Here is a 5998-nt window from a genome sequence, read left to right on the forward strand (position 1 = left end):
TGAATGGTTCATGGTACTATCTAAACTCTAACGGTTCCATGGCAACAGGTTGGGAGCAAGTTGATGGTTCATGGTACTATCTAAACGACAATGGTTCCATGGAGACAGGTTGGCTACAACATAATGGTTCATGGTACTACCTCAACAACAACGGTTCTATGAAAGCCAATCAATGGTTTCAAGTTGGTGGTAAATGGTATTATGTAAATGCATCGGGTGAGCTAGCGGTCAATACAAGTATAGATGGCTATAGAGTCAATGATAATGGTGAATGGGTGCGTTAATAGATTCCTCCCTACGACACAATTGATAATAGTATGTCTGAATATATAATTATGTATAAAAAGCTATAGCTAAACTCATCTTATAGCGACTATAAAAAAGTGAACAAGCCTAGTCTTCTGTACATTAGAATTCAGGTTTGTTCACTTTTTGTTTAATACTCAATGAAAATCAAAGAGCAAACTAGCCGCAGGTTGCTCAACGCACTGCTTTGAGGTTGTANNCTGTTTTGAGGTTGTGGATGAAGTTGACGCGGTTCGAAGAGTATAAGTCTTTGATTTTGAGACTAAGGAGAGTCAGGGTCAAAGTAGTGAATGATTCTGAAACAACTCATAACAGTCTCTTGAGAGGACAGGTAAGAGTAACAAATATGGTGCTACTCATGTGTCTTGCATTTTGATTTACAAACAGCGAAGAAAATATAGGAAGCTGAAATAAAATATAGATGAATCAATTTGGAGAGTCAACGCAATCTATTGTAGATATAATATCTTAGTGATTTATTGGTATTAGAAGATTTAGAGAAATTCTTTTTCAATAAATAAACATGGCATCGCCAAAACTAAAGAAGCGGTAGTGTTCTTGAATGGCATGGTGGTAGGCATCTAAGACTAATTCGCGGCCAGCAAAGGCAGAAACCAACATGACGAGAGTTGATTTTGGCAGGTGGAAGTTGGTTGAAAAAGCATCCACGACCTTCCATTCATAGCCAGGCTTGATAAAGATATTGGTCCAGCCAGAATCTGCTTGGATTTGCCCATCAAACTTGGAACCAATAGTCTCCAAGGTGCGGATAGAAGTGGTTCCGACAGCGATGACACGGCCTCCATTTTCCTTAACAGAGCGAAGGGTGGCAGCAGCTTCCTCAGAAAGTTGGTAGAATTCTGAGTGCATTTCGTGTTCGTTCAGATTGTCAACTGAAACGGGTCTAAAGGTTCCGAGTCCGACATGAAGAGTCAGATAGACTAGATGAACACCCTTAGCTTGGATTTCTGCCAGCAGTTCTTTGGTGAAGTGAAGACCAGCAGTAGGTGCTGCAGCAGAGCCACTTTCCTTGGCGTAAACGGTTTGATAGCGTTCACGGTCATCCAGTTTTTCATGGATATAAGGTGGTAATGGCATTTCTCCCAGACTTTCCAAAACTTCTAGGAAAATTCCTTGGTATTCAAAGCGGACAATGCGGCCCCCGTGGGTCAATTCTTCCGTAACGACAGCGCTGAGACGACCATCACCAAAGCTGACACGTGTACCAACCTTGAGGCGTTTGGCAGGTTTAGCCAGAACCTCCCACTCATCTCCGGCAGTATTTTTGAGCAGGAGAAGTTCCACATGACCTCCAGTTTCTTCCTTTTGACCATAGAGGCGGGCAGGGAGAACGCGGGTGTCGTTCATGACAAGGGCATCGCCAGGTTCCAGCATATCAATAATAGAGTGGAAGTGTTTATCCTGCATTTCTCCTGTCTCACGGTTGACGATGAGGAGTTTAGAGGCATCTCGTTTTTCAAGGGGCGTTTGGGCAATCAATTCCTCAGGTAAGTGGAAATCAAAATCAGCTGTATTCATATATCTGTTCATTCTTTCTTTCTAAGTTCTAATCTTATCCATTATAACATGTTTCAAGTTTGGACGCTCTTTTTTTAGAAATTAAATCGTTTTCACTTGACAAAAATTGGTCTATACCATATAATAAATATAGACAGAAATGGAGGATGAAAAGATGAAAGTTATTAAAGTTGAAAACCAAGTTCAAGGTGGAAAAGTTGCTTTTGAGATTTTGAAGGAAAAATTGGCCAATGGAGCTCAAACACTAGGACTTGCGACAGGAAGTAGCCCACTTGAATTTTACAAGGAAATTGTTGAGAGTGACCTTGATTTTTCAAATCTAACCAGTGTCAACCTTGATGAGTATGTAGGTCTTGATGGAGATAATCCACAGTCTTATCGTTACTTCATGAAAGAAAACTTGTTCAACCAAAAACCATTTAAAGAAAGTTTCTTGCCTCGTGGGGTTAAGGATCATGCTGAAGCTGAAGTTGAACGCTACAACCAAATTTTGGCTGACCATCCAGTTGATCTCCAAATCTTGGGAATCGGTCGCAATGGACATATCGGCTTTAATGAGCCTGGTACTCCATTTGACAGTCAAACGCATCTGGTCGAACTGGACCAGTCTACTATTGAAGCCAATGCTCGCTTTTTTGACAAGATTGAAGACGTCCCAACCCAAGCTATTTCAATGGGGATTAAAAACATTTTGGATGCCAAGTCTATTATTCTTTTTGCTTACGGTGAGTCGAAAGCAGAAGCCATTGCCGGAACAGTGTCTGGCCCAGTTACTGAGTCTCTACCAGCAAGTAGCTTACAAAATCACCCTGATGTGACTATTATTGCGGATGCTGAAACGCTTAGCTTACTTGAAAAATAAAAAGCAATGTTCTATTGAACGCTTTCAACTCTTGTATAAATGGAAGAAAAAATCAAAATTAAACCGCATTTTTGCTTGACAATTATTCCTTTTACGTGTAGAATAAAATAGATATTGAACTTGAAGGGAGTGAAAAAAATGTCTAAAACAGTAGTACGTAAGAATGAATCTCTTGACGACGCACTTCGTCGTTTCAAACGTGCGGTTACTAAAGCTGGTACTCTTCAAGAAACACGCAAACGTGAATTCTATGAAAAACCTTCTGTAAAACGTAAACGTAAATCAGAAGCAGCTCGTAAACGTAAAAAATTCTAATTGAAATGAAAGGCTAGAGAAATCTAGTCCTTTTTCTTTTAATACTCTTCGAAAATCTCTTCAAACCACGTCAACGTCGCCTTGCCGTATGTATGTGACTGACTTCGTCAGTTCTATCCACAACCTCAAAGCAGTGCTTTGAGCTGACTTCGTCAGNNCAGTGTTTTGAGCAGCCTACGGCTAGTTTCCTAGTTTGCTCTTTGATTTTCATTGAGTATAAATAAATACTCCAAATCCTGCAAAAATCTCAAATATCCTCTTACAATTTGATATAATAGTAAAAAGAACTCGATTGAAGGAGGAAATGATGTCGGTTTTAGTAAAAGAAGTGATTGAAAAGCTTAGACTAGACATTGTCTATGGCGAACCAGAATTGCTTGAAAAGGAAATCAATACAGCGGATATTACGCGACCTGGTCTTGAAATGACAGGCTACTTTGACTACTACACGCCAGAGCGGATTCAGCTCTTGGGGATGAAGGAGTGGTCTTATCTGATTAGCATGCCTTCCAACAGCCGTTATGAAGTTTTGAAAAAAATGTTTCTACCTGAGACACCGGCGGTCATTGTTGCCCGTGGTTTGGTGGTTCCAGAGGAGATGTTAAAGGCAGCCAGAGAATGTAAGATTGCCATTTTAACCAGCCGTACGGCTACTAGTCGTTTGTCTGGAGAATTATCTAGTTATCTGGATTCTCGTTTGGCAGAACGTACCAGTGTGCACGGTGTCTTGATGGATATCTATGGGATGGGTGTCTTGATTCAAGGCGATAGTGGAATTGGTAAGAGTGAGACAGGTTTAGAGCTTGTCAAACGTGGCCACCGCTTGGTGGCAGATGACCGTGTCGATATCTTTGCCAAGGATGAGATTACCCTTTGGGGTGAACCGGCTGAAATCTTGAGACACCTGATTGAAATTCGTGGGGTCGGGATTATCGATGTTATGAGTCTCTACGGTGCCAGTGCCGTCAAGGATTCTTCACAAGTCCAGCTGGCTGTTTACTTGGAAAATTACGATACACATAAGACCTTTGATCGTCTTGGTAACAATCCAGAGGAACTAGAAATTTCTGGCGTTGCTATTCCTCGTATCCGCATCCCAGTTAAAACAGGTCGTAATATCTCTGTCGTGATTGAGGCAGCTGCTATGAATTATCGTGCCAAGGAAATGGGCTTTGATGCGACCCGTTTGTTCGAAGAACGCTTGACAAATCTCATTGCTCAAAACGAGGTGCCTAATGCTTGATCCAATTGCTATTCATCTAGGTCCTCTAGCCATTCGTTGGTATGCCTTGTGTATTGTGACAGGTTTGATTCTTGCGGTTTATTTGACCATGAAAGAAGCGCCTAGAAAGAAGATCATACCAGACGATATTTTAGATTTTATCTTGATAGCCTTTCCCTTGGCTATTTTAGGAGCTCGTCTCTACTATGTCATTTTCCGTTTTGATTACTATAGTCAGAATTTGGGAGAGATTTTTGCCATTTGGAATGGTGGTTTGGCCATTTATGGTGGTTTGATTACAGGGGCTATTGTACTTTATATCTTTGCTGATCGTAAACTCATCAATACTTGGGATTTTCTAGATATTGCAGCGCCTAGCGTTATGATTGCCCAAAGTTTGGGTCGCTGGGGCAATTTCTTTAACCAAGAAGCTTATGGTGCAGCAGTGGATAATTTGGATTATCTACCTGCCTTTATCCGTGATCAGATGTATATTGAGGGGAGCTACCGTCAACCGACCTTCCTTTATGAGTCTCTATGGAATCTACTTGGATTTGCCTTGATTTTGATATTCAGACGAAAATGGAAGAGTCTCAGACGAGGTCATATCACGGCCTTTTACTTGATTTGGTATGGCTTCGGTCGTATGGTCATCGAAGGTATGCGGACAGATAGTCTCATGTTCTTTGGACTTCGAGTGTCTCAATGGCTATCAGTTGTCCTTATCGGTCTCGGTATTTTTATCATTCTTTATCAAAATCGAAAGAAGGCCCCTTACTATGTTACAGAGGAGGAAAACTAAATGTTAGAAGTCGCATATATTCTTGTAGCCCTAGCTTTGATTGTCTTTTTAGTCTATCTAATCATTACTGTACAAAAGCTTGGACGTGTGATTGATGAAACAGAAAAGACGATTAAAACCTTGACTTCAGATGTGGATGTGACCTTGCATCATACCAATGAATTGCTGTCTAAGGTTAATGTCTTGGCAGATGATATCAATGTCAAGGTGGCAACGATTGATCCACTCTTTAGTGCTGTTGCAGATTTATCTCTATCCGTTTCAGACCTCAATGACCATGCGCGTGTCTTGAGTAAGAAAGCTTCATCAGCTGGTTCAAAAACACTCAAGACTGGGGCAAGTTTGTCAGCTCTTCGTCTTGCAAGTAAATTTTTCAAAAAATAAAAAAGGAGAATCCTTATGGGTAAATTATCCTCAATCCTTTTAGGAACCGTTTCAGGTGCAGCTCTTGCCTTGTTTTTAACAAGTGACAAGGGCAAACAAGTTTGCAGTCAGGCTCAAGATTTTCTGGATGATTTGAGAGAAGATCCTGAGTATGCCAAGGAGCAGGTCTGTGAAAAACTGACAGAAGTCAAGGAGCAGGCTACAGATTTCGTTCTGAAAACCAAAGAACAGGTCGAGTCAGGTGAAATCACTGTGGACAGTGTACTTGCTCAAGCAAAATCATGTGCTCGTCAAGCGACAGAAGTATCAAAAGATCGATTCAATAATCTCAAAGAGCAATGGCAAGAAAAGGCCGAAACTCTTGATGACTCAGAAGAGATTGTGATTGATATTAGAGACGAAAAAATCTAGATTTGACAGAGAGGGAAACCTCTCTTTTTGTTCGGAATGATATAATATGTTGATATTTTATAAATAAAAATTTTTAACTTTATTTGATAGAATAAATCGTTTTATATTTGTGTAAATATAGTAAAACTGGTATAATTGAGCTGTGATGGCTGTGATG

6 protein-coding genes and 2 pseudogenes are annotated in these 5998 nt (G+C 40.5%); 7 read left to right on the forward strand and 1 reads right to left on the reverse strand.

Annotated elements, in window-relative coordinates:
• Window positions 1–284 (forward strand): annotated as a pseudogene (locus HT728_RS01120) (N-acetylmuramoyl-L-alanine amidase family protein); the annotation flags it as partial.
• Window positions 285–816: 532 nt separating this feature from the next.
• On the opposite strand, the gene queA reads toward HT728_RS01120, so the two are convergent.
• Window positions 817–1845: a tRNA preQ1(34) S-adenosylmethionine ribosyltransferase-isomerase QueA gene (gene queA / locus HT728_RS01125; RefSeq protein ID WP_173233423.1), complete on the reverse strand. Its 1029-nt coding sequence runs from the start codon at window positions 1843–1845 to the stop codon at window positions 817–819.
• A 154-nt stretch (window positions 1846–1999) separates the two neighbouring features.
• Between queA and HT728_RS01130 the strand changes: the two genes are divergently transcribed.
• The 6 genes and pseudogenes from HT728_RS01130 (at window position 2000) to HT728_RS01155 (ending at window position 5841) form a co-directional block, all read left to right on the forward strand.
• Window positions 2000–2707: a glucosamine-6-phosphate deaminase gene (locus HT728_RS01130; protein WP_173233318.1), complete on the forward strand. Its 708-nt coding sequence runs from the start codon at window positions 2000–2002 to the stop codon at window positions 2705–2707.
• A gap of 138 nt (window positions 2708–2845) precedes the next feature.
• Window positions 2846–3022 (forward strand): 30S ribosomal protein S21, encoded by a 177-nt coding sequence (gene rpsU / locus HT728_RS01135; protein ID WP_000048054.1) that lies wholly within the window; start codon window positions 2846–2848, stop codon window positions 3020–3022.
• Between the two features lie 307 nt (window positions 3023–3329).
• Window positions 3330–4265, forward strand: coding sequence for an HPr(Ser) kinase/phosphatase (gene hprK, locus HT728_RS01140; RefSeq protein ID WP_173233320.1), 936 nt, complete (start codon window positions 3330–3332; stop codon window positions 4263–4265).
• A complete protein-coding gene (lgt, locus tag HT728_RS01145) occupies window positions 4258–5046 on the forward strand; it encodes a prolipoprotein diacylglyceryl transferase (protein ID WP_173233322.1) in 789 nt (262 codons plus the stop codon). Before hprK ends, lgt begins: the two co-directional genes overlap by 8 nt.
• Window positions 5047–5473 (forward strand): annotated as a pseudogene (locus HT728_RS01150) (DUF948 domain-containing protein). It begins immediately after the preceding gene.
• Entirely contained in the window at window positions 5446–5841 is a 396-nt protein-coding gene (locus tag HT728_RS01155) for a YtxH domain-containing protein (protein ID WP_173233326.1), read from the forward strand. The pseudogene HT728_RS01150 and the gene HT728_RS01155 overlap by 28 nt, the downstream one beginning before the upstream one ends.
• Window positions 5842–5998 lie beyond the last annotated feature (157 nt).

This window comes from Streptococcus sp. 544 (assembly GCF_013277385.1).
GTDB classification, from domain to species: domain Bacteria; phylum Bacillota; class Bacilli; order Lactobacillales; family Streptococcaceae; genus Streptococcus; species Streptococcus mitis_BA.

Coding starts and splice junctions, on each gene's coding strand:
- queA (WP_173233423.1), bottom strand. CDS start 1,845: ATGAATACAGCTGATTTTGATTTCCACTTACCTGAGGAATTGATTGCC.
- HT728_RS01130 (WP_173233318.1), top strand. CDS start 2,000: ATGAAAGTTATTAAAGTTGAAAACCAAGTTCAAGGTGGAAAAGTTGCT.
- rpsU (WP_000048054.1), top strand. CDS start 2,846: ATGTCTAAAACAGTAGTACGTAAGAATGAATCTCTTGACGACGCACTT.
- hprK (WP_173233320.1), top strand. CDS start 3,330: ATGTCGGTTTTAGTAAAAGAAGTGATTGAAAAGCTTAGACTAGACATT.
- lgt (WP_173233322.1), top strand. CDS start 4,258: ATGCTTGATCCAATTGCTATTCATCTAGGTCCTCTAGCCATTCGTTGG.
- HT728_RS01155 (WP_173233326.1), top strand. CDS start 5,446: ATGGGTAAATTATCCTCAATCCTTTTAGGAACCGTTTCAGGTGCAGCT.